Source organism: Pseudanabaena sp. FACHB-1998, from assembly GCF_014696355.1.
Lineage (GTDB): Bacteria > Cyanobacteriota > Cyanobacteriia > Pseudanabaenales > Pseudanabaenaceae > Pseudanabaena.
On the sequence record NZ_JACJQA010000011.1, the window covers coordinates 65,694 to 91,228 of the forward strand.

General features: G+C 43.1%; 25 protein-coding genes and 1 pseudogene. 10 read left to right on the forward strand and 16 right to left on the reverse strand.

Going from position 1 to position 25,535, the window contains the following annotated elements:
• Window positions 1-104: 104 nt before the first annotated feature.
• The 9 genes from H6F42_RS05410 to H6F42_RS05450 all read right to left on the reverse strand — a co-directional run bounded on the left by H6F42_RS05410 (window position 105) and on the right by H6F42_RS05450 (window position 8,988).
• Window positions 105-896 (reverse strand): HEAT repeat domain-containing protein, encoded by a 792-nt coding sequence (locus H6F42_RS05410; protein ID WP_190398339.1) that lies wholly within the window; start codon window positions 894-896, stop codon window positions 105-107.
• 107 nt (window positions 897-1,003) lie between these two features.
• The gene (locus H6F42_RS05415) at window positions 1,004-1,819 is read right to left on the reverse strand and encodes a HEAT repeat domain-containing protein (RefSeq protein ID WP_190398340.1); all 816 of its coding nucleotides are present in this window, start codon (window positions 1,817-1,819) and stop codon (window positions 1,004-1,006) included.
• 140 nt (window positions 1,820-1,959) lie between these two features.
• On the reverse strand, window positions 1,960-2,451 hold the full coding sequence (gene cpcA, locus H6F42_RS05420; RefSeq protein WP_190398341.1) for a phycocyanin subunit alpha: 492 nt from the start codon (window positions 2,449-2,451) through the stop codon (window positions 1,960-1,962).
• 51 nt (window positions 2,452-2,502) lie between these two features.
• Complete coding sequence (locus H6F42_RS05425) at window positions 2,503-3,024, reverse strand: phycocyanin subunit beta (RefSeq protein WP_190398342.1); 522 nt, start codon at window positions 3,022-3,024, stop codon at window positions 2,503-2,505.
• A 561-nt stretch (window positions 3,025-3,585) separates the two neighbouring features.
• Window positions 3,586-4,500, reverse strand: coding sequence for a glycine--tRNA ligase subunit alpha (gene glyQ, locus H6F42_RS05430; RefSeq protein WP_190398343.1), 915 nt, complete (start codon window positions 4,498-4,500; stop codon window positions 3,586-3,588).
• Window positions 4,501-4,895: 395 nt separating this feature from the next.
• The gene (locus H6F42_RS05435; RefSeq protein WP_190398344.1) at window positions 4,896-5,606 is read right to left on the reverse strand and encodes a helix-hairpin-helix domain-containing protein; all 711 of its coding nucleotides are present in this window, start codon (window positions 5,604-5,606) and stop codon (window positions 4,896-4,898) included.
• A gap of 21 nt (window positions 5,607-5,627) precedes the next feature.
• A complete protein-coding gene (locus H6F42_RS05440) occupies window positions 5,628-5,963 on the reverse strand; it encodes an NINE protein (RefSeq protein WP_190398345.1) in 336 nt (111 codons plus the stop codon).
• 77 nt (window positions 5,964-6,040) lie between these two features.
• Window positions 6,041-6,268, reverse strand: coding sequence for a hypothetical protein (locus tag H6F42_RS05445; RefSeq protein WP_190398346.1), 228 nt, complete (start codon window positions 6,266-6,268; stop codon window positions 6,041-6,043).
• A 95-nt stretch (window positions 6,269-6,363) separates the two neighbouring features.
• The gene (locus H6F42_RS05450) at window positions 6,364-8,988 is read right to left on the reverse strand and encodes a DEAD/DEAH box helicase (protein WP_190398347.1); all 2,625 of its coding nucleotides are present in this window, start codon (window positions 8,986-8,988) and stop codon (window positions 6,364-6,366) included.
• A gap of 148 nt (window positions 8,989-9,136) precedes the next feature.
• Between H6F42_RS05450 and H6F42_RS05455 the strand changes: the two genes are divergently transcribed.
• The 7 genes and pseudogenes from H6F42_RS05455 to uvrC all read left to right on the forward strand — a co-directional run bounded on the left by H6F42_RS05455 (window position 9,137) and on the right by uvrC (window position 15,679).
• On the forward strand, window positions 9,137-10,900 hold the full coding sequence (locus H6F42_RS05455; protein ID WP_190398348.1) for an N-6 DNA methylase: 1,764 nt from the start codon (window positions 9,137-9,139) through the stop codon (window positions 10,898-10,900).
• A gap of 2 nt (window positions 10,901-10,902) precedes the next feature.
• On the forward strand, window positions 10,903-11,130 hold the full coding sequence (locus H6F42_RS05460; protein ID WP_190398349.1) for a DUF433 domain-containing protein: 228 nt from the start codon (window positions 10,903-10,905) through the stop codon (window positions 11,128-11,130).
• On the forward strand, window positions 11,127-11,501 hold the full coding sequence (locus H6F42_RS05465) for a DUF5615 family PIN-like protein (RefSeq protein WP_190398350.1): 375 nt from the start codon (window positions 11,127-11,129) through the stop codon (window positions 11,499-11,501). Before H6F42_RS05460 ends, H6F42_RS05465 begins: the two co-directional genes overlap by 4 nt.
• 5 nt (window positions 11,502-11,506) lie before the next feature.
• On the forward strand, window positions 11,507-12,841 hold the full coding sequence (locus H6F42_RS05470) for a type ISP restriction/modification enzyme (RefSeq protein ID WP_190398351.1): 1,335 nt from the start codon (window positions 11,507-11,509) through the stop codon (window positions 12,839-12,841).
• 15 nt (window positions 12,842-12,856) lie between these two features.
• Window positions 12,857-13,303, forward strand: a pseudogene (locus H6F42_RS21810) (XisH family protein).
• The gene (locus H6F42_RS05480) at window positions 13,261-13,584 is read left to right on the forward strand and encodes a XisI protein (protein ID WP_190398352.1); all 324 of its coding nucleotides are present in this window, start codon (window positions 13,261-13,263) and stop codon (window positions 13,582-13,584) included. The pseudogene H6F42_RS21810 and the gene H6F42_RS05480 overlap by 43 nt, the downstream one beginning before the upstream one ends.
• Before the next feature lie 148 nt (window positions 13,585-13,732).
• Window positions 13,733-15,679, forward strand: coding sequence for an excinuclease ABC subunit UvrC (gene uvrC / locus H6F42_RS05485; protein ID WP_190398353.1), 1,947 nt, complete (start codon window positions 13,733-13,735; stop codon window positions 15,677-15,679).
• A 239-nt stretch (window positions 15,680-15,918) separates the two neighbouring features.
• Here the strand turns inward: uvrC and H6F42_RS05490 are convergent, their stop codons facing one another.
• The 5 genes from H6F42_RS05490 to H6F42_RS05510 all read right to left on the reverse strand — a co-directional run bounded on the left by H6F42_RS05490 (window position 15,919) and on the right by H6F42_RS05510 (window position 18,582).
• The gene (locus H6F42_RS05490; protein WP_190398354.1) at window positions 15,919-16,554 is read right to left on the reverse strand and encodes a MotA/TolQ/ExbB proton channel family protein; all 636 of its coding nucleotides are present in this window, start codon (window positions 16,552-16,554) and stop codon (window positions 15,919-15,921) included.
• Window positions 16,547-16,930 (reverse strand): 30S ribosome-binding factor RbfA, encoded by a 384-nt coding sequence (gene rbfA, locus H6F42_RS05495; protein WP_190398355.1) that lies wholly within the window; start codon window positions 16,928-16,930, stop codon window positions 16,547-16,549. The genes H6F42_RS05490 and rbfA overlap by 8 nt, the downstream gene beginning before the upstream one ends.
• A gap of 87 nt (window positions 16,931-17,017) precedes the next feature.
• Entirely contained in the window at window positions 17,018-17,311 is a 294-nt protein-coding gene (locus tag H6F42_RS05500) for a DUF6464 family protein (RefSeq protein WP_199288919.1), read from the reverse strand.
• Window positions 17,312-17,439: 128 nt separating this feature from the next.
• Window positions 17,440-17,643 carry a DUF751 family protein gene (locus H6F42_RS05505; RefSeq protein ID WP_190398357.1) on the reverse strand — a complete coding sequence of 68 codons (204 nt, stop codon included), beginning with the start codon at window positions 17,641-17,643 and terminating at the stop codon, window positions 17,440-17,442.
• A gap of 204 nt (window positions 17,644-17,847) precedes the next feature.
• Window positions 17,848-18,582 (reverse strand): DUF4337 domain-containing protein, encoded by a 735-nt coding sequence (locus H6F42_RS05510; RefSeq protein ID WP_190398358.1) that lies wholly within the window; start codon window positions 18,580-18,582, stop codon window positions 17,848-17,850.
• A 201-nt stretch (window positions 18,583-18,783) separates the two neighbouring features.
• Between H6F42_RS05510 and H6F42_RS05515 the strand changes: the two genes are divergently transcribed.
• Window positions 18,784-22,020, forward strand: a complete 3,237-nt coding sequence (locus tag H6F42_RS05515) for a CHAT domain-containing protein (protein WP_190398359.1) — start codon at window positions 18,784-18,786, stop codon at window positions 22,018-22,020.
• Window positions 22,021-22,523: 503 nt separating this feature from the next.
• Window positions 22,524-24,068 (forward strand): adenylate/guanylate cyclase domain-containing protein, encoded by a 1,545-nt coding sequence (locus tag H6F42_RS05520; protein WP_190398360.1) that lies wholly within the window; start codon window positions 22,524-22,526, stop codon window positions 24,066-24,068.
• A 97-nt stretch (window positions 24,069-24,165) separates the two neighbouring features.
• Here H6F42_RS05520 and H6F42_RS05525 read toward each other — a convergent pair whose 3' ends face one another.
• Both H6F42_RS05525 and H6F42_RS05530 read right to left on the reverse strand, forming a co-directional pair.
• Window positions 24,166-24,486 carry a S1 RNA-binding domain-containing protein gene (locus tag H6F42_RS05525; protein ID WP_190398361.1) on the reverse strand — a complete coding sequence of 107 codons (321 nt, stop codon included), beginning with the start codon at window positions 24,484-24,486 and terminating at the stop codon, window positions 24,166-24,168.
• Between the two features lie 3 nt (window positions 24,487-24,489).
• A complete protein-coding gene (locus H6F42_RS05530) occupies window positions 24,490-24,819 on the reverse strand; it encodes a hypothetical protein (protein WP_190398362.1) in 330 nt (109 codons plus the stop codon).
• An 87-nt stretch (window positions 24,820-24,906) separates the two neighbouring features.
• Between H6F42_RS05530 and H6F42_RS05535 the strand changes: the two genes are divergently transcribed.
• On the forward strand, window positions 24,907-25,521 hold the full coding sequence (locus H6F42_RS05535; protein WP_190398363.1) for a hypothetical protein: 615 nt from the start codon (window positions 24,907-24,909) through the stop codon (window positions 25,519-25,521).
• The last annotated feature ends 14 nt before the right edge of the window (window positions 25,522-25,535 follow it).

Below are 25,535 nucleotides of genomic sequence, written 5' to 3' on the forward strand. Positions count from 1 at the left end.
TAAGAACCGATTATTGATGGCACGGCGAAGCCGTGCCATCAATAATCGGTTCTTTCTTAAGTTATGGAGTCCTTAGCTAAGTCTTGAAAGTGTTGGGAATTGACTTACTTTGAGACTTCTGTTCGCTCTTGTCGTTTCATTTCGTAAAGTTTATTCATAATTACCTGCCAATCATTCGGAGAGAGAGGAGATGTACTCTCTTGATAATTGGAAGCTTGAATAACATTATTTAATTTATCAGTATAAATTTGTTGTAACTTATCTTCTAGTTTTGCTTGGGCTAGCCACACTCGACCCCGTACTGCAAGGGTTTCATCATTGCAGGACAAGATATTCATTTGAGTTTGAATCTGCCCTAACCATTCAGGATAACTATCGGCAATCATCATACCTAGAGATTCTAACCCCACCACGGCCGCATAGCGAACTACCCATTCCTCATCCTGTTGCGCCACAAATAGCAAGGCTTCCAAGGCTTCCTCTTGAGCGATCTCACGAACTTCATCGGGGAACCAGTGCCATTTCATCATCCCCAAGCCTTTGACTGCCGCACGCCGCACGCTCAAAGCAAAATCTGCGGTGGCAACTCCTAACAAAGTTACCAAACCTCTAGGATCGCCAATACCCGCTAAGGCGCGAATTGCCCACGATCGCGCAGTGTAGTTGTGCATATCCAAAAGATGTAATAAGGCAGGAACCGCAGGATCTCCCAAGGCGATTAATCCATCAACTGAAGCAACGGCAGCCCCCGGGTTGTTATAGCTGAGAGCTTCAATCAATGTAGGGATAGCTCCTTCTAATCGAGCGTCCGCTAGATTTTGGACTGCTTCGAGCAGTAGCTTAGAAGAATCTGCTTCTTCTACGGCTTGAATGAGTTGGGAAAGGCGATCGGTCATATATGGATAAAGTATAGAAGCGCAAAGCGCTCCTCTACTTTACAATAAATCATCCATCAGTATCACAACTCTGACTGCGCCTTCAGCACTTTAACAGCAAGCAGTTACTACAATAAATCATCCATCAGGGTCATCACCCTGACTGCGCCATCGGTAAGTTGTGGCGGAATCGCTAAGGGAATTTGTTTTTCTAACAATCCTCTCAGGGAAATCAATTTGAGGCTATTTTCAGCCATTGTCTGACTAATCGCTTCAGCCGCCCCTAAATAGCCGATCGCCCCCAAATCAGAAAGCACTGTCCGCCGCAATTGCAAATCCTTATTAGATAACGCAGTAATCAAGCGATCGCCATATTGACTCGCAACTTCAGGATCGGCGGAAAGTTGATACATGGCTCTTGCTGCGGCAAATTGAACCTTCGCTACAGGATGTTCTAAAAAAGGCAGAATGTCTGGTATAGCGTTAACCGCGCCTAGGCTCCCTAAAGCTTCGAGAAAAGCATCAAAGGGATGCTCTGGCTCTGAGTCTGAATTAATTTGAAAACTTTGGGTTTTAATTAATTCATTTAATTTAGGAACACAGGAACTGTCGCCTAGCATTTCTAAAGATTGCGCCGCCGCCTCGCGCACATAAAAATCCTCACAATCTAAGGACTTAATCAAGGCTGGCACGGCACGGCGATCGTCTAATTTACCCAAGGCTCTCGCCGCATTACGCCGCAATGGATAGCCACCCGCCTCCGTGCGATCGGCTTCATCATCCAAAGCCAAGATCAACAAATCCACCGCTTGAGGCAATTTGACCCGAAATCTTCCCAACCACCATGCCGCATAGATCCTCAGCCCTAAGTCATCACATTGAAGATTTATTAGCGCTTGTTCGATGGTTAGCAGGTTATCGTCTGGAAGTTCAGATTCGCTCATAGCTTTGTTATCAATTTTTATCTACAGCATTTTATATCAAAACCGAAGAGAGAGTTGCAGTGCAATTTTCTCTTCGGTTCTCCAACTAAAAAAGCACCTCGCAAGAGGTGCTTTTTTAGGAATTTAATCTAGAGATAGAACTAGATCAAAGCATTGATTACATAGTCAATGTAGGAGTTAGCTTCAGAAGCAGCATCTCCAGAAAGACCGTGGTTGCCCTTGATGTACTTCAAAGCTTCAACATACCAGCTAGGAGACAATTCAAAAGTGCGGTTGATTTCAGCCAAGCCACTGATGAGGTAGTCATCAATAGGACCTGTACCACCAACAACCAAAGCATAGGTTACGATGCGGAGGTAGTAGCCAACATCTCTGGAGCACTTGCTCTTGCCAGTTTCGGTAGAAGCGAAGTTAGGACCAGAAGTGGTGGTGGTGTAAGGGTACTTTTGGTAAACAGCATTGGTTGCACCAGATACCAAAGAATCAGCCTTTTCGGTCAAAGCTCTAGCAGCTTGTAGACCAGAAGCAGCTTGACGGAAACGACCAAAAGCAACTTGTAATTCGCTAGCGCTGAGGAAACGACCTTGAGAATCTGCTGTAGCTAAAGCTTCGGTTAAAGGGGTCTTCGACATGATTTACAATATCTCCAAATAAATTTTTTAAACAATCAGTAAAGATAACAACTAGGAAACTGCTGCTGCTGCCTTATCGAAGTAGCTAGCTAGTTCACCGATGAGGCTGTTGCAATCACCACGAGTGATGCCATTAGGATCGTTAGCGATCGCAATTGCTGCTTCTTTCATCTTGTTAACACCAACTGCAACGGAAGCTCCAGGAGTACCGAGAGCCAAGTAGGTTTCTCTCAAACCGTTCAAGCAACGATCATCCAAGATGCTGGAATCGCCAGCGTAGATAGCGTAGGTTACATAGCGCAAGATGATTTCCATGTCGCGTAAGCAAGCAGCCATACGACGGTTGGTGTAAGCATTTCCACCAGGAGCGATCAAAGCGGGCTGTTCAGCAAACAAGGAACGAGCAGCATTAGCAACGATTGTAGAAGAGTTACCAGTGATGCGGTTTACGATATCAATACGCTTGTTACCTTCAGCAACCAATGAGCTCAAAGCATCTAGCTGAGAAGAGGTGAGGTATGCACCACGTGAATCAGCTTGGGATACTACCTTGGCAAATGCATCTAATGTCATGTTACGTTTATCTCCAAATTATGTTTTAAGTGTCTTTTAAAGACTGAGATAGGCAAAGCCACTCACTCTCTAGAATGTTTCTAAATTTGCTTTAGAAGCAGCTAGAAAAAATTTATGTTTTTAAAGGGTTGAGTAGAAATACTTAGCTAGTTAAGCGCTTAACTTTCGCTTAGCTAGTTAGTTAAATTTCTAACCTATTTGTTTATACTATGTCGTTGGATCGTTTTTTATTACAGATTGTCACAATTTATAAAGGGTTGTTGCGAAATAGCAGTTTTTAACGCTGAAACCCGTTTGTAGTAACAAGTTATTGGAGCTTGATTTTTGCTGGATGTCAGTTAGAAAGCCATAAACCAGTTCTTCTGTCCATTTTGAACTATAGTTTCCTAACTTCAAGAATGAGTAAATATTACTAGTGCAAGTTTTGATAAAGGCAAGGGGCTTTATCAAAACTTGTTCTAGGCTTGGCAAATTCTAGGCTCGGCAAAATCGTGACCGTGCCAAACTCCTTACAAAGAGAGGTGCGGCGTTTTGTGCCACACCTCTCTTTATGAATAAGATTTAAACGGGAACCTTTAGATCTGAGCCTAAAGGAAAACCGAGAGCTTCTCTTTGATTGTAATAAAGCTTGGCAACCTGTCTAGCAAGGTTGCGAATTCGCCCAATATAACGAGTACGCTCTGTTACGGAAATTACGCCCCTTGCATCAAGCAAGTTAAAAGAGTGCGAACATTTCAGCACGTAGTCAAAGGCAGGAAGCACTAGCTCAGATTCGATTAAATGCGCTGCTTCCTTTTCGTACTGCAAGAATAATTGGAAGAGTAAATCTGAATCCTGTGGCTTGCCTCCAAAGTTACCAAAGTTATAACCACTATGCTCAACTTCGCCTTGGTGATGCACCTGCCCATACTTAATGTCGCCTAGAGTGGGGTGCGATCGCCATACGATGTCATACACTGAGTCCACTCCTTGTAGGTACATCACGAGACGTTCTAACCCGTAGGTAATCTCCGCAGAAACGGGGCGACAGTCTAAGCCACCGACCTGTTGAAAATAGGTGAATTGGGTGACTTCCATTCCATCGAGCCACACTTCCCAACCCACACCCCAAGCTCCAAGGGTAGGAGATTCCCAATCGTCTTCTACAAAACGAACATCATGGTCGGCGGGATCGATGCCTAGATGTTTGAGGCTATTTAGATATAGATCGAGGACATCATCGGGGGATGGCTTGAGAATTACTTGAAATTGGTAGTAATGCTGTAAGCGGTTGGGGTTTTCGCCATAGCGCCCGTCGGTGGGACGACGGCATGGTTCTACATAGGCGACATTCCAAGGCTCAGGACCGATCGCTCTTAAAAAGGTATGAGGACTCATCGTGCCAGCGCCTTTTTCGATGTCATAGGGCTGAGCAATCAGACATCCGCGATCGCTCCAATACTTTTGTAATTCCAAGATAACCGACTGAAAATCCATGCTTCGAGAGTCAATAATGGGGCTATAACACTTTAGATTTTTATACTATAGCAATGCTTGAGTTATACCAAAACTAAAAATGGCGTAGCCATTTTTAGTTTTAAAAGCCTTTACTGAGTTTGCTTTTTATAGCGTTATTTCCTTCCCACCCAAGAATTAGTGGTGCGGCGCGAAGCGCCGCCACTCGCTTTCTAGTTTTTAATTCAAGCCTTAACAGGCTATATTTTCGTGAATTGGTGTTACTCTTTCCCACCCAAAGATTAGTGGTGCGGCGCTTCGCGCCGCACCACTAATCTTTGGGTTTTAGTGTCTATTTTTATACTGGGAAGGGAGTAGTTAGCTATATCAAAAAGAAGGGTGGCATTTTGCCACCCTTCTTTTTGATAATTCTGGGATTAAGTTAGATGTCGATAAGCGCTAAATGGAATTCCCGTTCGCTTTTTGATGTCCATGATCGATTTAAATTCTCCTCGACGCTGACGCTCCTCAGCGATCGCGTGGGCGACCTTTGGCTCCAGTCCCAAACCAATTAGATCATCCGCCGACATAGAATTAATTCGTTTCCATGAATAACCCGACTCTTGGCGATAATCATAGCTAAATACGACCATTGGCTCGATTTTCTTGAGAGTTGAGTTAGGAATTTCTAAAACATCATGCAATTCCTCAAGGCTAGTAAAGATATGTCCTTCGTCTCGTAAGGAATCAATATCATTTGCATAAACAATGGGTAAGCCTAAAACATTTACCAAGTCATTCTTCGAGCAGGCATTGATATCAACCTTAGCGCGATAGGGGGCGATCGCAGCAAATAGCTTGGCATCATCTGGTAAAGGTAAATCTCTGGGATAGGTCTTGACTAAATATTCGCGTTTGAGAGCAAAGGCGGTAGCAATTTGAGCGACCCAAACTAAACCCGCAAGTTTAGATAAAATTGGAATGGACGGTAAAATTATTGCGGCAGCAACAAATCCTGCTCCAATACCAATCCAAACATTAGAGCCTGACTTCGCTCCTGCATAGGCGATCGCCCCACCACCTAATGCTGGGAAAAAAGACCACCAAACCCAATTTGGCGTTTGATCGAACCAAGAAGGTTGAGACATAGTGTTAAGAGATATTAGTTCTTAGATATTCTTCAGTAACTTTTTACGCTTTTCTTCGTACTCTTCGGCAGTAATCACACCCTCGTCATAAAGTCTTTTGAGGTCACTAAGTGCCGAGGTAGAATCTTTAACGGAGGCTGTTGCCTGTCCTGCCCCACCGTTAAATCTGCGGTTAAATTCTTCCTCAGACATCAAAAGTAACATGATGAATTCGATGAGAGTGGCGAGCGAGGGAATGCCAGTCCAGCAGAATAGTAGATACAGAATACCCCATCCAGTTTGCCCCAGATAAAATTTATGAGCGCCGAAAGCCCCTAAAAAGAAGCACCAAAGGATTGCATTAGTTCTACTCTTCATACCTATCTCTTCTCTATCTCTTATTTTTTGTATTTGCTATTTTAGGCTAGATATACAATACACCATGCCTAACGTAGCTATGTTGAGTGTTTTTCTTTATTAATCTTGCCCAATTTTTTACTTAGAAAGTACACTGCGGCGATGCCTAGTTTTGCTTCGAGGAGGGTGATGTAAATTTGTAAGTAGGGATGAGTCTCTGGATTAGAATTAAAGGCAAATACAGCGATCCCCACAAGGACATAGGGCAGAAATTTTAATTTATTAGTGACTTGTTTGGTGCTAAAAAGCGAAAATTTATCCACCATGTTTTTTCTTCACCATGTTGTTGAGATCTGTAGAGATGATCATCCTATTTTTCAGGTTATCTTAGTCAATTAGATAACTTGTATTCCTAAGCACATTAGATCACCTCATTAACGGGGAAGCGATCTATTAATTGAGCCGCTTGTTTGGCGGCTTGGTAGATTTGAGTGGGTAAATGGGGAACATGGGGGATCTGATAGAGCAGATCAATCGTGCGACGCATCAAGCGCACAATATCCCCTTCATCGAGATTGGTGTTTTGGCATAGCTCCACCCATTCCATCCCTAGCGCCCATTGCTCGACCAATCCCGTCAGCTCGTAATCAAGCCAAGCAGGAATATCAACTAAATGGCGGCGTTGGATATGCATTAACTCACGGCGGCGATCGCGCAGACCATCAAGGGCATCCTCCACCGTTGGCGACAGCCCGAACTTAATCCAGTTGTCAGGGCGACTATTTTCGCTGACGATCGCCGCGCATACTGTCGCCAAATGATGGGGCGAGAGGTTATCTAATTCACCAGAAAGCAAGGCACAGGCTAACCACAGTTCATTTTCACCCCGTAGCGCCGCCACCACCTGTCCAATGTCCGTGGGTTTCGTATCCTCAAGACAGCCGTAGGACTGCAAAATATTCACTAAGCTCATGAACTCTTGCCAGTGACGTTGGCGGCGCTCGTTGACGACCTTTTGCTGAAATTCGATTTGGCGTTGCAACTGTTCAAGGCGATTTACCTTTTTAAACACAGAGCCGCGATCGCTCATTTTCGATACAGGATGGCGATCCATTTCCGCTTCGATCGCCACCACTCGCGCCTGTTGCTTGAGGACTTCGGGCGCTAATTCGGGGGCGGCTAAGGGCGTAATTTTTTGGGCGATCGCGAGGCTAGTTTCATCGCCGTCGATGGACTGCCCCGGCCGCAGAGCTAACTTGGTGGGATATTCGATATCGCCATCCAATAGCAAATCACTGCCGACTAACACAATATCTTTGTAGCCCGCCACATACCAACGATTATCACGACCAAGGCACACAAACCAAGGGAACTGCCCAGAGCCTTGCACCTTGGCAGCTAAAACCGTATGCACAATTAAGCCTTTATTAGAGCGAATCGTAAGTGGCGAACCCGATAGCAGGTAAGGCGCATAGGATGCTAAGTCCTGTAGGCGAGTTTCTTCGGCTTGTTGGGCAAGTAATTTGAGCAGGCGCTTTTCTTCGCGGAGGCGATCGCGCAGTTTGTCATAGACTTCTAATTGCTTCAAATCGACATTAGCGAGATCCTTCTCTAACTTCGCAATCTGTTCCATTACCGACTCGAGGTTCTGGATTTGGGGCGCAAGATTGAGATCCGCCAGATATTGCCCAAAGCTCCGTTCGACCAAATCTCTCGCCTGTTCGAGGGAATGGGTTTGCAGCAAGTTCATCACCATGCCATAGCTGGGCGCAAACTGACTGACAAGAGGATCGGCGCTAGAGGTGGCAAGGTGGGCGGCTTCCTTCGCGCCCTCAAAAGGAGTTTGGACAGTTACCACATAGCCAACTTCATCCATGCCGCGCCGTCCTGCCCTTCCCGCCATCTGCAAGAATTCCGAAGCATTAAGTAACCGATGTCCGCGATCGGTGCGCTTAGAGATGCTAGAAATCACCGTAGTTCGCGCAGGCATATTAATTCCCGCCGCTAGGGTTTCCGTGGCAAAGACCACCTTAATTAAACCCTGTTGAAATAGTTCCTCAACAAAGCCTTTCCATGCTGGCAAAATCCCCGCATGGTGGGCAGCTATACCTCGATAAAGAGCATCAATATGCACTGGCTTGCCAATTTCGGGATTAGCCGCCACAAAATTATCGACTTGAGGCTTTAACCTTAGAGATTCGGCAGAATTTACAAGGGAAACATTACCTAACTCGGTAATCGCTTTGTCACAACCACGGCGGCTAAAGATAAAGTAAATAGCTGGTAGCATGTCCCTTTGTCGCAAGTGGGAAACTACTGCGCCAATACTAGGCACAATTTTATGGCGTTCCTCTTTACTAGGCGGCTTATTGGTGAGAGGCTTTAAGCGTGGATTGATCTTCTGATTAGAACTGTCGAGCAGTGGAAAGAAGCCTTTGTTATTACAGAAAGAATGTTGTAATGGAACGGGGCGAAAGTCGGAATAGATTAACTCGGTTCTGCCATGTACTTTGTTGAGCCAATCCGTTAGCTGTTGGCTATTGGCAACCGTTGCCGAGAGTGCCACTAGCTGCACTTCCACAGGACAATAAACAATCGACTCTTCCCAAACTGTTCCCCTTTGGCGATCGTTCATGTAGTGACATTCATCAAGAACCACTACTTCTACGTCCGTGAGGGATGTACCGACTTCACCGATGGGCGTTCCATAGAGCATATTCCGAAAAATCTCGGTGGTCATCACCAAAATGGGCGCGTCACGGTTTACCGACAAATCCCCCGTCAGCAACCCCACATTCTCATCGCCAAACTGATGGCGAAAGTCCCGTAATTTTTGATTAGAAAGCGCTTTGAGTGGCGTGGTATAAAAAACTCGCCGCCTTCCCGCTAAGGCGGCATGAATGGCATATTCACCAATGAGGGTTTTCCCCGAACCCGTTGGCGCACAAACAACGACTGACTTACCCGCTTGCAAGGCGGCGATCGCCTGTAGCTGAAATGAGTCTAGCTGAAATGGATATAGGTCTTGGGGGTCTATCGCTTGCACGCAGGTTTGCCTGAGTAAGTATACTTAAATATAATCAATGTAATATTTATAGCAGTTTTCCAAGAGGTGTATCCTCCTTGGAAAACTGCTATAAATGCTTGTCTAGCCTTATATAGTATCCTATTGACTAAGTTTGCACAAAAGAGATATGCCCAGTCTTAGCCTCAAGCCATCGCACAAGCCGATCAAGAATTACTATGAGGTCTTGGAACAATATTCCAAGTTGGGGATTGTGCATGAGGGGGCGGTGAGTAGTGCTTTTCAGAATTTGTTAGATTCCTGTGCGCGGCAATTTCAATGGACTTTGATTCCGCAATATGCGATCAAACGCTCGAAAAAGCAACCGATTCGCATCGATGGGGCTTTGGTGGATAGTTACAATTTGCCTCGTGCTTATTGGGAAGCGAAGGATATTAACGACAATTTAAAGAAGGAAATCCCGAAAAAGTTTGCGGTGGGTTATCCCAAAGACAATATGTTGTTTCAGCGTCCCGATCGCGCCATGCTCTATCAAGATGGCAAGTTGGTGATGGATGCGGATCTCACTAAGGATCAAGAGTTAGTCGATATCGTGCGCCAGTTTTTTGAATATCGTGCGCCAGCGATCGCGCAATGGGAAAAGGCGGCTGAGGAATTTGGCGATCGGGTGAAGGATCATGCTACGGCTTTACTGGAGCTAATCCGCACACAGGAGAAGACTAACAAAAAGTTTATTGATGCGTTTGCGGCGTTTATGTTGCTTTGTCGGCAGTCGATTAATCCAAATCTGGCGGAGTCGGCGGTTGAGGAGATGTTGATTCAGCATTTGCTAACGGAACGGATTTTTCGGAGTGTGTTCAATAATCCTGATTTTGCTCAGAGAAATATTATTGCAGTTGAGATTGAGAAGGTGATCAATGCTTTGACTTCTAAGCATTTCAGCCGCGCTCATTTTTTGAGTAGTTTGGATCGATTTTATGGGGCTATTGAAGAAACAGCAGCAACGATTGATGATTTTTCGCAAAAGCAGGATTTTTTGAATACGGTCTATGAGAAGTTCTTTCAGGGCTTTTCGACAAAGGTGGCGGATACGCATGGGATTGTGTATACACCACAGCCAATTGTGAATTTCATGGTGAAGAGTGTGGAGGAGATTTTGCAACGGGAGTTTGGCAAGTCTCTGGTGGATAAGGGTGTGCATATTCTCGATCCGTTTGTGGGTACGGGAAATTTCATCATGCGGGTGATGCGTGAGATTGCGGAAATCCAGAAGTCGGCTTTGCCTCACAAATATGAGCATGAGTTGCATTGCAATGAGGTGATGTTGCTGCCCTATTACATTGCTTCGATGAATATTGAGCATGAGTATTTTGAGCAAACTGGGAAGTATGAGGCGTTTGAGGGGATTTGTTTAGTAGATACGTTTGAACTTGCTGAAGCAAAGCAGTTAAGTTTGGCGCTTTTCTCTACGGAAAATACGAAGCGTGTTGAGAGACAAAAGCAATCACCAATTTTTGTGATTATTGGGAATCCTCCTTACAATGCCTATCAATCGGAAGATTTGAATAATCGCAATCGTAAATATCCGACAATGGATAAGCGAGTAAGTGAGACATACAGCAAGGATTCTAAGGCTACAAACAAAAATGCTCTTTCTGATCCTTACGTCAAAGCAATTCGATGGGCTTCTGATAGGATAGGAGATAAAGAAGGCATAGTCGCTTTTGTGACCAACAATAGCTTGATCAACGATCTTGCTTTCGATGGAGTTAGAAAAAATTTAGAGAATGATTTCGATCAGGTCTACATTTTTGATCTAGGAGGCAATGTAAGAAAAAACCCAAAATTATCTGGAACAAAGAATAATGTGTTTGGGATTCAGGTTGGTGTCAGTGTCAATATTTTTGTCAAACATCGTCAGGAGAATAATTAGCAATGAGATTTACAAGAATTACGGTCAATCCTAAAAAAATGGGTGGTGTACCTTGTATTCGAGAGCTTCGCATTCCAGTTGCTACTGTGGTTGGTATGTTTGCTGAAGGTATGCGGGATAGCGAAATTTTAGAAGCATTACCTGATTTACAAACTGAAGACATCCGCGAGGCTCTGCACTATGCTGCTCAAGCTATGCGTGAAAGAGAATTACCTTTATTAAGTGCATGAAATTTCTAATCGACAACCCTTTATCCCCAGCGATCGCATTTGGCTTGAGGCAGGTTAGTTTTGATGCGAGTCATGTCCGAGACTATGGTATGCAAGCATCTGAAGATATCGAGATTTTTGAATATGCAGCTAGAGAAGGTCGCACGGTTATTTCCGCAGATACCGACTTTGGTACTTTGTTGGCTTTGAAGCAGGAATCTAAACCCTCAGTTATCTTGTTTCGTCGCAATAGCGATCGCCGACCTGAAACACAATTACAAATCTTGTTGGCAAATCTTCCTAGCCTTGAAGAAAGTATTGATGCAGGTAGTATTATCATTTTTGATCGCGATCGCATTCGTATTCGCTCTTTACCAATTAATGGAGATTAAGATTAATGGGAAAGGCAAAGATTTATTATGCAAGAGTTGATGAGTTCTGGACAAAAGAACAGAAGCTTCAACATTTAGAGTCGATTGATAGTTTTAAAGATATTAAATGGGAATCTATTGAGCCTGATGCAAAGTATAACTGGCTTCTGGAAGGTTTACATTCTGAGTATGAAGATTTTATTCCACTTGGGACAAAAGAAGCTAAATCTACCGATGGTATGGCGGCTTATGCAATTTTTAAGCTTTATAGTCGAGGTGCTGAAACAGCAAGAGATGAGTGGGCTTACAACTTCAATATTCAAGAATTATCCAAAAACATACAATCATTTATAAATTTCTATAACGAACAGGTTTACAAATGGGAGAACGAAAGAAAAGAAGGTGATAGTGTTGATTCTTTTGTTTCATACGACGAAACAAAGATTAAATGGAGTAGCCGATTAAAAGAATGTCTAGAATCTGAGGTAAAAGTAGATTTTAGTACAGGAAAAATTAGACAATCTATTTATCGTCCATATACTCGTCAGAGCTTATATTTTGACAATGTTTTAACTCATAGAAGAGGTCAATTTCACTTAGTATTCCCAACCCAAAAAAGCGAAGAAGAAAACCAAGTTATTTGTATAGTTACTGAAGCTCAAGTTCCATTCTCTGCTCAAGCAGCAAATTGTATTCCTTGCCTACACTATGGTGGTAGACAAACTCAATGTTTTCCCTTTTACACTTATAGCGAAGATGGAACTAATCGCCAAGAAAACATTACTGATTGGGCTTTAGAAAAATTCCAAATCCATTATCAAGATCCCAAAATTACCAAATGGGACATCTTCTATTACACCTACGCCCTACTCCATCATCCCCACTATCGCGATCGCTACGCCGCCAACCTCAAACGCGAACTACCGCGCATCCCCTTCGCACCAGAGTTTCATAGCTTTGCGATCGCAGGAAAACACCTTACCGAAATCCATATTAACTACGAACAACAACCCGAATATCGCCTCAAACATATCGAAAACAAAGACCTCTCAATCGATTGGCGAGTCGAAAAAATGCGCCTCAGCAAAGACAAAACCCAAATCAAATATAACGACTTCCTAACCCTCACAGGTATTCCCCCAGAAACCTTTGAATACAAACTAGGCAACCGTTCTGCCCTAGACTGGATCATCGATCAATATCAAGTCAGCACCGACAAACGAAGCGGTATTACCAACGATCCTAATCGTCTTGACGACGAAGAATACATTGTGAGATTGATTAAGCAAGTCATCACCGTCAGCTTAGAAACAGTTAAAATTGTGAAAGGTTTACCAGATTTGGGACTACCCAAGGATTAATAAGGAGGAAATAATTTGCCAGCTAGAGACTCCATTCATGAAACTGTAAAAGAAGCAGTTATTAAAGATGGATGGGAAATTACTGACGATCCCTATGTTATTTCCTATGGCGATCGCTTTTTGTTTGTCGATCTTGGGACAAGTGGTTTTATTGGCATTCAGCAAGGAAACAAACAAATTGCCATTGAAATCAAACAGTTTCGGGGTCAGTCTCAAGTTACTGATTTAGAGTAAGCGATCGGGCAGTATTCTTTGTATCGTATATTGCTCAACCAGATTGACCCAGAGCGTGATCTGTATTTGGCAATTTCTGAGGCAACTTATAACGATATATTTAATGAACCAATTGGTAAACTAGCGATCGCTGAAATCCCGTTGAAACTTGTTATCGTAAATCTAAGTACTAAGGAGATAACTCAATGGATACCATCAAGTCCTATCAAACAGTCATCAAGCAAGTAATTAGTGAATATGCTAAGCTCCGTCCATCTCATGGCAATATTCACTTAGAGACGATATTTGATGATGTGAATAGTCGCTATGCGTTAATGCAATTTGGTTGGGATCGGGATCGGCGTGTGCGTGGTAATTTGATTTATGTAAGTATCAAGGACAATAAAGTTTTAATTGAATATGATGGAATTGAGAGTGGAATTACTCAGGATTTGATACAGAGAGGGATTCCTGAGCAAGATATTGTACTTGCCTTTTTACCTGAATTTCAAGCGGTTGGTGTGAAATGATTACAAATTCGCTAAATCGAGAATATATATTAAATGAGTTGCGCGGTTTGAAGTTAGAACTGCGCGATCGCTTGTCGTGATGAATATACAGCAAGATTAAGGAATTGATGAAACTGCCAAGCGATCGGGATTTGCTATGATTTGATTTATGACTGAGCCGCTATTGCAAAATCCTGAAAAACTACAGACTCGTTTAAAAGAAATCCCTCTCGAAGCAGGGGTTTATTTTATGCGCGATCGCCATGACGGAGTAATTTACATTGGTAAGTCCAAAGCCCTCCGCAATCGGGTGCGATCGTACTTTCGCAGCAGTCAAGACTTATCACCACGCATCGCCATGATGGTGCAGTTGGTGCATGAAATAGAATTTATTGTCACCGACTCTGAAGCCGAAGCCCTTGCCCTCGAAGCCAATCTGATCAAGCAATATCAGCCCTATTACAACGTTTTACTTAAGGATGATAAGAAATATCCTTACGTTTGTATTACTTGGTCGGAGGACTATCCGCGTATTTTTATTACTCGCAAACGGAGAATGGGTGGTACTAAGGATAAGTACTACGGGCCCTATGTCGATGTGTTCAATCTCAAACGAACTTTAGGAATTATTAAACGCGCCTTTCCACTTCGCCAAAGACCGATACCGATGTTTAAGGATCGTCCTTGCCTGAACTATGACATGGGCTTATGCCCGGGGGTATGTCAGGAAAAGGTTTCACCCGAAGACTATCGGAAGACGATGTTACGGGTAGCAATGATCTTTCAAGGGCGCTCCAGTGAGCTAGTAGAATCTTTTACGGAGAAGATGGAAGTTGCTGCCGAAGCTTTGGAATTTGAGAAAGCCGCCGATCTGCGCGATCGCATTCAAGTATTACAAAATCTCAACTCTAATCAAAAGGTATCACTGCCTGATGATACGGTTTCTCGCGATGCGATCGCCTTAGCCTATGACGAACAACATACTTGTATTCAGCTATTTCAAATTAGGGCGGGGCGTTTAGTTGGTAGGCTTGCCTTTGTGGCGGATAGCCAGAGCGATCAGCCAGAAGCAATTTTGCAGCGCACCTTAGAGGCACATTACCAAAACTGCGATCCTGTGGAAATTCCCAATGAAGTTCATACACAATTAGAACTTCCTGAAGTCGAGATTTTGCAAGCATGGCTCAGCGATCGTAAAGGGCGCAAAGTAGCGATCGCCACGCCACAACGGCAACTCAAGGCAGAACTAATCGAAATGGTGGAACGCAATGCTCAGTACGAGTTAGCGAGAATCCAAAAACAAAGCGATCGTAATTTACAGGGATTAGAAGATCTTGCGGAACTGCTCAATCTCGATAGTGTTCCCCATCGCATCGAAGGCTATGATATTTCCCATATTCAAGGTTCCGATGCTGTCGCCAGTCAGGTGGTGTTTATCGATGGCATTCCCGCCAAGCAACATTATCGCCATTACAAAATCCGTAATCCTGATATTAAGTCAGGACATTCCGATGACTTTGCCAGCCTTGCAGAAGTCATCGCCAGACGATTTCGGAAGTATGCCGCCTTTGAAGTCCTTACTTCTAGCCACTCTAACCTAGGAGAGGGGGATGATACTCTCACCCCTAGCCCCTCTCCCAAGGGAGGAGAGGGGATTAACAGTGGAGATGATTTTCCTGATGTGGTGATGATCGATGGGGGTAAAGGTCAGCTTTCTTCAGTGATGAAGATTATCGACAAATTAGGATTGCGCGATCGCCTAACGGTGATTAGCCTTGCCAAAAAACGCGAAGAAATCTTCTTGCCTGAACAATCAGAGCCATTAGTGGGTAATGATCCAGAACGTGCAGGTGTGCAAGTGTTAAGACGGTTGCGCGATGAGGCGCACCGTTTCGCGATTACTTTCCATCGCCAAAAACGTAGCCAAAGAATGCAGCGATCGCACCTCGATCAAATTACGGGCTTAGGGCATCATCGCCAAAAGGTTTTACTAGAGAAGTTCCATTCTGTGGAATATATTCGGCAAGCAACCGTTGAGCAGATTGCTGAAACCGAAGGGATTGGCAAAAAATTAGCCCTACATATTTACAATCATTTTCATCCAACAAGTAGCTAATACCAAAGGAAGAAATAGCTTTGCCATTTCTTCCTTTATAGCGGTGGTCAACTGCATGAGGATAAACCAAAACCCAAAAAGCGAGTGGCGGCGCTTCGCGCCGCCACTCGCTTTTTGGGTTTTGGTTTGTACTGGCTAACTCTTACTTTGCTATAGTACAAAAAAACAAAATTGGCGGCGCAATGCGCCGCCAATTTTGTTTTTTGAGAGAAGAATTCGCTTTGCGAATCCTTCTTTTACTAAGAGCGAGAATTAAGGCGTTGCCAATGTTGGCGATAGATTAGCTCTAGTTGATTACCAAACTTTATAAACAACTTTGCCTGTTGATCTTGTAGAGCTAAAAATAGACGGTGAAAGGCCGAAGCAAAAATCGCAATAATTAGCCCCGTTGCCGTTGTGATTAGAGCTTCAGCAATACCTTGAGTTAACCCTCCCGATTTCGCGTTTGCCGCTACATCTCCAATTTTGAGAGAGCCAAAAGAAGATATCAGCCCCGTAATCGTTCCTAATAGCCCCAATAGTGGTGCAAGCGTAATTGCAGCTTCGAGTAACTTTTCCCCCTTTAGCATTCCTGCTAACTCCTCGTCGGCAGTGCTTTCAAGGGCAAGGCGAAACAACTCAGGATCGGGTTCTTTAAGAGCTAAAGGCGCATAAAGAAAACGTCCCACAGGTACTTGGATTGATTGCTCAGCAATTTCAGCAGCAAGGGTTAAATCTTCGCGGGCGATCGCTAAAATATTTTCGGCAGTTTTACGCTCTTGCTTGAGAATCTCCAACCAAAAGATCAATCGCTCCATGATCCCCGCTAAGGCAAATACTGATAGAGCAATGAGTGGATACATCACCCACCCACCCGCTTTAATCAATTCAATCACTTGATTTAGACTCCTTTTCTTCACGTTCACGGCTGAGTTGATTGATCAACGATAGAACCTTAACTCCACGCTCAAAGGAACGATCTTCCTGAAATATGATTTCAGGAACGCGCCGCAGCGTTAGTCTTTGACCAACTTCACGTTTGATGAAACCTGTCGCTGAGGCTAGGGCTTCCATCGTTTGTTGACGGGCTTCCTCAGTACCATAGATACTGACAAAAATTTTCACATGTTGCAGGTCGCCCGATACTTCGGCATCGGTGACACTCACCATACCCATTCCTACGCGATCGTCCTTAATATCTTTGAGCAGCATATTGCTAACTTCGCGTTTGATGAGTTCGGCGACACGAGCAACTCGTCTTGTAGTAGCCATAGTTTTACATTTACACAGTAAATTAATTAATTAAAGATTTTTGATAACCTAGCTTTACGACGCTATCAAAAATTAGAGAAATAGAGGTTATTCGTAATATCGGCAACCTTCACATGGACCATTAGGATTGACCGCACAGCGAATGTAAGGCGATCGCGCATTATATCTACAGCTAACCATGCCAATTACATAACCATACCCTTCTATGCAAGTCATATCAGCAGGTGGTAAAGCTTTAAGCCTGCCGACTATGGGTGTAGCGATCGCACTTAACTGCCTGTCACTTAACTGCCTGTATTTAACTTGGGCGCGATGAAGCATCCATAATGAGAGGATTGGCGGCGCTATGCCAAGCAATAAAATAATGGCGATGTCTAACATAGTTTCTAACATGTTTAACACGTTGGTATAGCGGTTTTGATTTTGCCTACGGCAGCATCAAAGCTCTAAACGAAGACGTGAATTTTTCAAGTTTTGCTGTGCAGAAACTTGAAAAAAATTGCTATGGGCTAAGCCACATCCAAACCTAGCATAGCTCTTAATACTAGGGATACGCCAATAAATCCGCTAATGATCGCCGTGATCATGGCGATCGCCGTTACGGGTTGCTTGAGAAGGGGGATAATGGGAGCGATGATCACCGACAAAACGCCACCAGTAATTAAAGCTAAGAATTTAGGGTAGCGAAGTAAGTTAAGAATAAAATTTTTCATATATTTTAGATATATTGATGTTTGTTGCGCTGTTTTAGACCGAGCGGCAAACGTTTACTGCTTCCCATTATGAAACTAATTTTAGGTTTTTCAGCGATATTACAATTTTTGCGTAAAGCTAGAGAGAGTTGCGGCACAACTCTCTCTAGCTTTAGTTTTGATGAACCACAAGAAATTTTTTAAAAGGGTTGCGCTGCAACCCTTTTAAAAAATTTCTTGGTTCGGGTTTGAGTGCGAAGCGCTGTAAGTACGATGAATCGCACCATTAGACAACATTTTAGTTAAGCTTTCAGGATGGTAATCCCAGTTTAATAGTCCTGAAAGTCCCATAAATAGACCAAAGGCAGCAGGAACCATCGCCGCACCATAGAGCCAACCCTTTTGTGTGAGCGAAGTCATCGCTAGGAGGGCGATCGCTAGGGCAAAGGCGGCTTCCGAGAGGTCAAACTGATCATCATGGACATTTAACTGCTCGTAAAGTTTTTCCGCTTCTTCGGCTTGTTTTTGTAACTTCTCCTTTTCTTGATCTTGCTTAGCCGCGATCGCCTCATACTTGGCAAGTTCTTTATCGAAATCGGCTTTGAGTTTTGCCTGCGGAGCAAGGGGGATCGATGCTGCTTGTAGTTTTAGCTGAGCGATCGTGGATTTGGCAATTTCGGCTCGGACGTTACGAGCTTGATAGAAAGCCCAAGTATCTATGCGATCGGCTTGAGCCTTTTGCATAGCCTGAACCACATTACCGCTTTTGACCTGACATATCCCCATAAAGGTGACAAACAAAACCACCGTGATTGCCACGTAATTATTCAGTTGATTTTTAGGCTTACTTTTTTCTTTAGAATCAGCGCTGTTGGATTCGGACGCTTTTTCATGCTTATCTTCTGCGTCAGAATCGTCTTCGTTATTTTCAATAACTTCATTGATATCAGATATTTCCATGATTTAAGGTGATATTCTCCTAAGTCTTGCTTAAGTTTTATACTTGAGCTATTACAGCAATTTGAGCATAATCCCAAACCCTAAGAAATTTTTTGAAAGTTTTGCTTGCAAAGAGTTTCAGAAAATTTCCTAAGGCTTGCCCGATCAATAATTGCGGTAATTGCTGGTTAATTATATGACAACAGGATTAGCAATCTTTCTATGAACAGGAAATCTATTGGCGATCGCCTATCTAAGACTTTCATTGTAGGAATGACCCTGATTTTATGGGAATTAGCCCTGAATCCCGCTTGGGCGGAGAAACAGTCCTTGAATGAGGGGAGTAAAACAAATACTTCAGTCAAGTCTGAGCCATCCCAGCCCAACTCTATCGAAACGCAATTAGTTCAAGCCGAAAAGCTCTTCGATCAGGGGAAATTTAAAGAATCTTTACAACAATATCAACAGGCTCTGGCGATCGCCCAACAACAGGGCGATCGCTTAAGGGAATTGCAATCTTTAGCAGGCTTGGGTGCGGTACAAATTAGTTTAAAGCAGGAAAAACAGGCGATCGCCACTTTGTTAGATGCAACTAAAATTTTGCAATCTCTACCCGTGAATTTAGCGCCCCGTGACAGGCTGAATTATCGCCAAGCCGAAGGCGAAGTGAATTATCAATATGGACGCGCCTATCTGAGTTTGGAACAATTTGATAATGCTTTAAAACTTCTTGAAAACTCGTTAGCCATTCGCAAAGAAGTGGGCGATCGCTATCGTGAAGGCAAAACCCTTGCCACTATTGGCATTATCTATGTAAAGAAGTTTGAATTTCCTAAATCGGTAGGCTTTTTTGAAAATGGACTTAAACTGAGTCAAGCAGTCGGAAATCGCGCCTCTGAAGCCCAAATTTTATTTTATTTAGCTTCCACTTATAGCTTGTTGGGAAAAAAAGAGCAGGCTCTTGCCTTGGCTAAACAAAGTGGTACAGCCTATCGAGCGATCGAAAGTTTTCTGGGAGAAGCGACTGCGCTAAATTTAGAAGCCAATATCTACAACATGAGTTTGGAATATGCTAAATCAATTGAGCTAAATCTCAAGGCTTTGGAATTAGTCAGGCAATCGGGCGATCGCTCCCGTGAGGCAGGCATGATGAGTGTGGTTGCCACTTCCTATCGCTATCTCAGTCAATATTCTCAAGCTATCGACCTTTATCAACAAGGACTAAAGATCTACCGCGAATTAGGCGATCGCCCTGAAGAAGGGCGCAATCTCAAAAACATGGCGGAGGTGTATTTAGACCAAGGTAAGAATCGCGAAGCTCTAGATAAATATACACAGGCTAAGTCTATTTATCTGGATTTAACCAAGGTTCCCAATCCTAAGCAGAGCGATAAACAAACCCTCGCCAGTATTCTCGTAGGAGAAGGAAGTCTGTATACTTCGCTAAGTCAATATCCTAAAGCTTTGAAGAGTCTGCAAGAAGCGCGATCGCTTTATGAATCCGTAGGCGATAAGCAGGGAGAGGGCGTGGCTTCGATGTATTTAGCGGGAGTCTATCTGCAATTGGGAGAACCTAGCAAGGTTACAGAAATTTTAAAAAAATTGCCAGAACTAGCCAAGTATTCGCCTCAACTCACAAAAATGGCGGAGTCATTAATTGCATTACTCAATGTAAATCCAAACTCAGTCAACCCTCAAGCTCAATTAAAATCTGCCCAAGATTTATTAGAGTTCTTTAAGCAATCAGGAAGCCCTACTTCCGAAGCCGCCATGCTTTCGCAAATAGGCAGTCTATATTTCGATCTCCAGCAACCTGAAAAATCCATAACTTCCCATCAACAGGCGCTAGAGATTTTTCAAGCTATCGGCGATCGCGCTGGTGTCGCCAATTCCCTTTACAATTTGGGCTTAGTCTATAGTCTATCGAGTCAAAGTGATCGCGCTTTTGTGGCGTTTCAAGGTGCTTTGAAATATTCCCGTGAAGTGGGCAATCGCAATCAGGAAAGTAAATTACTTGGAAATTTAGGAATTCTCATAAAAAGCCAATATCCACAACTAGCGATCGCCTTTTTAAAACAAGCGGTGAATGTCACGGAGTCCATTCGCCAAGATTTGCGGCAACTTGCCCCAGAACAACAAAGGGCTTATCAGCAAACAATTGCCTATAACTATCGTCTCTTGGCAGATTTGCTATTGCAGCAGGGACGAGTAATGGAAGCTTTGCAAGTTCTCGATTTATTAAAGGTGCAGGAACTTCAAGAATACTTGCAAAACGTTAAAGGGAATGCTCGCACGGCTCAAGGGCTATATATTTTCCCTGAAGAGAATTTGCAAACCCAAGCCATATCCTCTCAGCCCTTTAAATCTCTCCAACCGATCATCGAGAGCAACCAAAAAATTATTCAACAATTACAGCAAACTCCACCCGCAGAACTTAATCGCGTTCCCGAATATCTACAAAAACTGCCTCAAGGTCAAGCGCTGCTTTATCCGTTGATTTTAAGCGATCGCCTAGAGCTAATTCTCTTTACTCCCAACAAGTTACCGATCCGTCGTTCTGTTAAGATATCTGAATCTCAGGTCTTGCAATTAATTCAAGATTTTCAAGCGGAACTTCGAGATGCGGGTTCTCTGGATGTGCTAGAAACAGCTTCAAAGCTTTACGACATCTTGATTAAGCCTCTTGAAGCTGATCTTGCTCAAACCAATACAATTCTCTACGCTCCCGATGGACAGTTGCGCTATATACCGCTTACGGCGCTCTATGATGGCAAGCAATGGCTAGTGGAGAAGTATCGCATTAATAATTTAGTTGCCTATAGTCTCAGCGACTTTGGCAATAATCCGCCTAAGGCTTTGCGAATTGTGGCGGGAGCCTTTGGGGGACAGCCTAATAGTAAAAAATTCGGTCAAGCGGGCTTACCTGCAACCCTCACCGAAGTGCAGGCGATCGCTTCTGCTTTACCAAATACTACTAAGCTGATCGACAATGATTTCAGTCGTCAAGCCACTGAGTCCTTAATGCGAAACAATAACATCGTGCATTTGGCTACCCATGCCGAATTTAACGTTGGTAAGCCCGAAAACTCTTTTTTGATTTTTGGCAATGGCGATCGCATTCTGCTGAATGAAATGAAGGATTTGCCGATGTCCAATGTGGATTTAATCGTTCTCAGTGCTTGTCAAACTGGAGTGGGCAAGTTGGGCAATGGGATCGAAATTTTGGGATTTGGCTATCAAGTGCAAAGGGCAGGCGCGAAGGCGGCGATTTCTTCTCTATGGCAGGTGAGTGATGAGGGAACACAAGTCTTAATGCAGGAATTCTATCGCAGTGTTAAAACAGGCGATCGATCCAAGGCGGAGTCATTGCGCCAAGCGCAGATTGCCACCATTCGCTCTAAGGACTTTTCTCATCCTTTTTACTGGTCAGCCTTCATCATCATTGGCAATGGAGTGTAATCTAGCTTCCCACTCCAGAAGATGAGTTGCGCCGCTTCGCGGCGCAACTCATCTTCTGGTTTCAAGAATGGCAGTAGCTATATTGATATGAGGACTAGCGACAGTTTCAGTGCCTCTTCCAGTATCCATAACAAAACTTCAGATTTTTGAAAATTGTACAAAAATCTTGATATAACTGTATAGTACAGTAGAAAAAGCAACACCAAACAGCGATTGCCCTAATCTAATTCACAACGTGATCGCCTAAATCATCAACTTCACCACACAAGCGATCGCCCCTCAACAAACCAACAACATCAAACAGCGATCGCCTTTAATCTCAATCACAAAGCGAGATTCCCCAATCTTAAACTGGCTGCATATCACACTATAGTTATGCTGTTTGTCACTGTACGTTTGTGTTGCAAATCATTATTAACTCAACTGAAGTAGAGGATATTAATTGGTATCAGGTTTTTTCTATCTCTCATTTTTGCCATTACATCGGAGTATTAATAATCCATATGCCAGAAAAACTTAGTCTTGAGGAACTCAAGCTCGATCCATATATTTCACCAGTTGAAGCGAGACTTCTAACACAAAAAATCTTGGACGGGAAACCTGGTCTATTTCCTATTACAGGACAACATGGCACAGGTAAAACCACAACATTACTTATAATTGCTTACCATGCTTGGCAAAAAAATTTGCCTGTTATGTTGCTCTCCGAGGAGAGAGATTGGTTCAATTCAATGCACATACAATTACCTGAAAGTTGGGTGACTCAACATGTGGAGCCATCTGAACAAGCTTGGGTGGATGCAATTGAACAGGCAACAGCCAATCCATCAACTATTATCGTCATCGATACACTCAATGGAAATAACGAAGCAGCAGCTCTCATGGCAGCAAAGTCTAAGCACTGGGTCTTTGCCTGTATTGACACTCCTTTTGTAGGAATAGATGTACTTCCTAACCTACGGGCTAGGGGATTAACTAGCCAAGAGATTTTGGAGAATGTTTCAGGGGTAGTTTCACAAATGCTTCTACCTCGTTTGTGTGGTAACTGTGGGCAGTTAGTTCCAGTGAGTTTGGAGGAGACTCGGCTGGTTTATCCTGATAGTCGTAAAGCAAAAGAACTATGGCGCGAGATTGGCTGCCAAGTATGTTCTAGTCGAGGGAATATTGGGCGCTGTGCATCTTTTGAAGTCCTTCATATTGATGATGAAGTAAAATCTTTATTGGAAGACTATCTAGACCGCAATATCTTAAATCGGCTTCCGAATCACAAACATTTCACCATGCAAAATGGATCGAGAGATTTGGTTAAAAATGGAATCGTGGGTATCCAAACCTACCAACGTGAAGTATTACAGAATCCACTGTTGCGGATACAACATTTCTGGGAACAGGAAAACTTTCGTGCTAAGCAGTTTCAAGAGATGTTTGGGCGCTTTGTCACTCAACAGCTTGTAGACAGGCTTATGTCTCAGCAAGACTTTGAGCAAATCGTTGAAGGAGAACGAAAATATGTCACCTGCTTCTTCTGTGATGTTCGTGGCTTTACAACTCGGGCAGAACAAAGCTCTCCGTCAGAAATCTTTCTAACACTCAATCGATATTTTCGAGAGATAATCGATACCGTGTTTCAATACGAAGGGACGATTGATAAATTTATTGGGGATTCGGTGATGGTTGTTTTTGGTGCTCCCATTGAGCAAACTGACCAAGAACTTCGAGCTGTGCAATGTGCGATCGCAATCCAGAAGAAAGTTGCTGAAATTAATCGAACTGAGCTGACTGTGCCGATTCACATTGGTATTGGAATTAACTCTGGCGAAGTTATTGCAGGCTGTCTCGGTAGCGATCGACGAATGGACTACACCATTTTAGGTGATGTAGTTAACACAGCAGCTCGTCTAGAAAGCCAATCTCAGCCAGATCAAATTCTGATTGGCTCGGAGACTTATGCTGCTGTACAAGATAAGATGGAATGTCGTGGTATCGGAGCTTTAAAACTCAAGGGTAAAGTTGAACCATTAGAAGTTTTTGAGGTTGTTTATATGTAAAGATCTTATGTGGAGTGATAAGTCGCCATAGTATTAATAACGGCGAGATGCTTAAACTCCTTGTCGTTATTGATATCAGTTGCGACCGTCCCAAAATTTAAACTTGACTCACAACAGGCACTCTCAACTTAACCAAAGACTTTTGCAACACACTCGGCTTAACACTCAACCAAACCTGATTGCGATCATCCTCAGTATAGCCAACCACCACCGCCCCCACAGGTGAACCAATCTCAGGATACATTTCTGGACTCATCGCCCCACTGTCCAAAAAATCTGGAATTTGGATAATTCCCTTTACCTTCTCATCCCCAATATCAACAAACACACCAAAAGGCGCATGAAATTCCACTTTCCCGTAAATTAACTTCCCAAGCTGATATTTAGTTTTGACTTGATTCCAAAATTGACTATTCATTAGCTATTCTCTCTTTAAAACTCTAGGGAACTGGTTTAAAGTTGGAAATAAATCTTGAGGGATCGGTAACTCGATATACGAACCACCCTGATAAGTCCTCTCAAGCGGTTTAAAAATGCGATCATAGGTTTCTTGATCTATCGTAACCTCTAAAATACCCTGTTTGTAACTCTGGTTATACTGTTCAGCCAAACTTCTAGAGTTAGCGCCAGCAAAATAACACTTACCATCCTCATAGGGTGGATTGTACGGAAAATCCTCCACTTGAAAACCATTTTGCAACAATTTCTCACCTTTATTCGGCTGAGGTGCTTTATAAATAGTGACTTTCACAATATCTAATGTAAGGTTGTAATCGGAGCTATTTGTTGACCACTATCTCAGCAAGTTAGACTATACATTGTTTGCCGACTAACACCAATGTCATATAGTGAATTTAAAACGATCGCCCAAGTACAAGAAAAATTTGGCTTGACGATAAAAGAATCAGAAAATCTATTTGTGGATATTCAACCTTTGACGATTAGTGAATATCTGCAACAAACCCTCAAACGCAATCTTTCCATTGCCAATGCCATCAATACTGAAAAAGCGCGATCGGAATTGCTCATTGCGCCCATCCTGCTTGAAATTCGGCAAATATTTGATCAAAAGGTTGGCTTCTTTTCTGGGACAGAATTTAATGTTGATATAGAATCTGGCTTAAATGGATTTTGTGATTTTATGTTGACAGCTTCTAGTGAAATCTATGAAATTTCCTGTCCAGTAATTACCCTTGTGGAAGCAAAAAATGAAAATATTAAAGGCGGATTAGGACAATGTATCGCAGAAATGGTTGCGGCTCAGCGCTTTAATGCCAAAAGTGATAATAGACTTCCTATTTATGGTGTAGTGACAACAGGAATGATTTGGAAATTTTTACGTCTTGAAGAGAGAACTCTTTGGATTGATCAAGAAGATTATTTTATTAAAGAAATTGGCAAATTACTGGGTATTTTATCTAGTCCCTTTCACTCCTATTATAATCCTGTCTAGAGATAGGCGCTCAT